Here is a 2862-nt window from a genome sequence, read left to right as displayed (position 1 = left end):
CGGAACGAGATCTCTCATTCGTCTTAAAAAGCGACTTCTCAGAACTTTTCCATATTCCTTGCGCACCGAGGACTCCTAATTGGCTAACGGCGGGCATAAGGCGCGACGCTTTTTGCCGTCGCCCTTAATGCCCTTGATACTAGTTATGGCCTCCCAAAGAAAACGGGGCCGAAGTTAAACCCCGCATCATGCTTCCTGCTACTTTGAATATTCACAGAAAACATGATGCGGGGTTGCCCCCTTTCACTTGCAACGGTAATCTTTTGTTATCCCCAACAAAAATACCCAAGCAAAAGGAGGCACACTATGAAATTTTACAATCAGCAGCACAAATACTATTGCGGTGTCGATCTGCATGCCAGGAAAATGTATGTCTGCATCCTGAACCACAAGGGAAAAGTCGTGGTCCATGTTAACATCAAAACCGACCCTGAATCGTTTTTTGAACTGGTCTTTCCCTTCCTCGAAGACGTCGTTGTCGGGGTTGAATGCGTCTTCTGCTGGTACTGGCTTGCTGATTTGTGCGCCGATCACAAAATTGACTTTGTCCTCGGTCATGTATTGTACATGAAGGCCATTCACGGTGGCAAAACAAAAAACGATAAAATCGATTCCTACAAGATTGCCATGCTGCTTAAAGGTGGCAATTTCCCCACGGCGTATTCCTACCCTGCTGAATGGCGGGCCACGCGGGATCTGTTGCGAAGACGTATGTATATTTCAAGACGATGCGGTGAGCTGGTCGCCCATATTACCAATACCAACACACAATACAATCTGCCGGCATTCAAGAAAAAGTTGTCGCGTAAATATAATCACGACGCGTTGCCGAACGCTTTGATGATCCTGCCGTCAGGAAAAGCGTTGAGGTGGATCTGGAAATGATCAACGCCTTGAACCAGACCCTCAAGAAACTCGAATGGCATATAGAGAAAACTGCCCGTCAGCACGATTACCATACGCTGTTCTTGCTCAGATCGATCCCCGGTGTCGGGCAAATCCTGGCGCTTGTGATCCTTTATGAAATCCACGATATCAAACGTTTTCCTCGGGTACAGGATTTTTCATCCTACGCCAGGCTGGTCCGGCCCGTAAAAGAATCTGATGGCAAATGGGCCGGACACACCAACAAGAAAATCGGGAACCATCATCTCAAGTGGGCGATCAAGGAAGCCGCGATTCTCATGCTCAGGGATTCATCCGAGGCCAAGTATTTCGTTTCCAAACTGGAACGTAAATATAACAAAGGCAAGGCCCTGGGGATTTTCACCCACAAGTTGGGCCGAGCCATCTATTTCATGCTCAAAAACAAAGAGGCATTCGATATGAAACGATTCTTCGACCAATAGGTTTGGATCCGGAGGGTGCCAGCTTGCGGCCTAACTGAGATCATGCGGGCGGATCTGATCCTCTCAATTAATGACATGCAGCCCAGACTGCGAAAAAAGAGTGGACCCTATGCCCGAAGCTCAATGCGCTTGATTGGAGGCATCTTCCGGTTCCATCCACGAATACGGATAGCTTTACAAGTGATGATCGCGTTCTACCCCTTATCCGAGTGACACCCTAACTGGACGCCCATGGCGGCGAGCCGATTCTTTTGACTGCGCCGGAATAAGGGACCCGAAATATATTCTGAAGCCGTCCTAAGGCGGCACGCTGATTGTCAAAGAACCTTACGGCAAATCAGTCAATCCCGATAGATGTTTGGTGCAGACGCGTTATCCAAACGTGCTGACTCCCGCGATTGAAGACGAAAGTCAGAAGCAGCGAATTGCTTGTTAAGAAATCTGAAACCAGAGACGGAATAAGTTGCATGAATTTTATTTGCCTTCCGATCCGCCGGAAAAGTTTTTTCTTGACAAGGGGAGGCCATATAGATGTTGGGGCACCGAGATTTCATGGAAGATGAAAACGAGGTGCTCGGTTTACGCCGGACAAGCCCGGCCCGAAAAGAATGAAGGGCGCAAATCGACGATGTCGAAACAGGCTTGCGAAAGAGCCGACAAACAAAAAGAACCCGCACATTCCAAGCAATGATATCAATTACAAATTCTGTGCATCCATTTCAAGCGGGAACAGAACCAAAAACTCGCAAGAAAAAATTAAAATACAAAAACAAGAGCTGCCCCAACGCCATGCTCACCAGAGAGGGCCGCTTTTTGGCCCGAATCTGGTGAAGCAAAAGGTTGGCTGAATCAGCTTTTGCTTGGATAAATTCCGTGACCATCTGTTCGTTTATCGCCGCGATGCATTGCATCCCACCAACGTTTGCCACCATTAATTAAGCTACTAATTTCAATCTCCCGTTTCATTGCATCATGGACACTTAAACTTTCAAACCAAATCCACAGGTCCAAATGTTTTGTAAATGTAGCCCCTTCTTGAAATAGGCTTATTTGGTTTTTTTCTGAGCCAGTTCTGTTTCTGAAATCTAAGCTTAATTTATCACTCCATTTAAAGAATTCTTCATCCAAAATATTAAAAAAATTCCATCCATAGATCGGCTGACCACCGAACGATTGAACTACTGAAAGGAGTTCATTTAACTTAAACTTTTCTATATCAGCATCATAATCATTCCAATATCCATTTCTCAGAGATGCTGCTATTCGCCCAACATTATGAAATATCATCTGTATACGTGAATCTGGTGGTTCAGAATCTTTTTCATTAGGTAATGTCAAAATAGAAAATGTGGCTGAGGCGCAATTCAACTCATCAGAATATTCAACTCCTAAAAGCGACGATTCATTTAATGCAACACCTAATCCTTTAGCAATTTCGTCTGATAATTTCATTTGTTCAGCCAACGCCCGGCATGTGGCGCGGCGGCTTTTTGCCGTCGCACACAATGCCGTT

1 protein-coding gene and 1 pseudogene are annotated in these 2862 nt (G+C 45.8%); one reads left to right on the top strand and one right to left on the bottom strand.

The genetic code is table 11. The features are described from left to right. The first annotated feature begins 306 nt into the window (after positions 1 to 306). Positions 307 to 1349 (top strand): annotated as a pseudogene (locus JCM12296_RS33860) (IS110 family RNA-guided transposase). Between the two features lie 849 nt (positions 1350 to 2198). On the opposite strand, the gene JCM12296_RS40735 reads toward JCM12296_RS33860, so the two are convergent. Further along, positions 2199 to 2862 (bottom strand): hypothetical protein (locus JCM12296_RS40735; RefSeq protein ID WP_218188429.1); only part of this gene is annotated, 664 nt, incomplete at its 5' end.

Source organism: Desulfosarcina cetonica JCM 12296 (assembly GCF_001311845.1).
Taxonomy (GTDB): domain Bacteria; phylum Desulfobacterota; class Desulfobacteria; order Desulfobacterales; family Desulfosarcinaceae; genus Desulfosarcina; species Desulfosarcina cetonica.
Note: the sequence above shows the minus strand (reverse complement) of the source record. Positions and strands in the feature narration are given on the sequence as shown.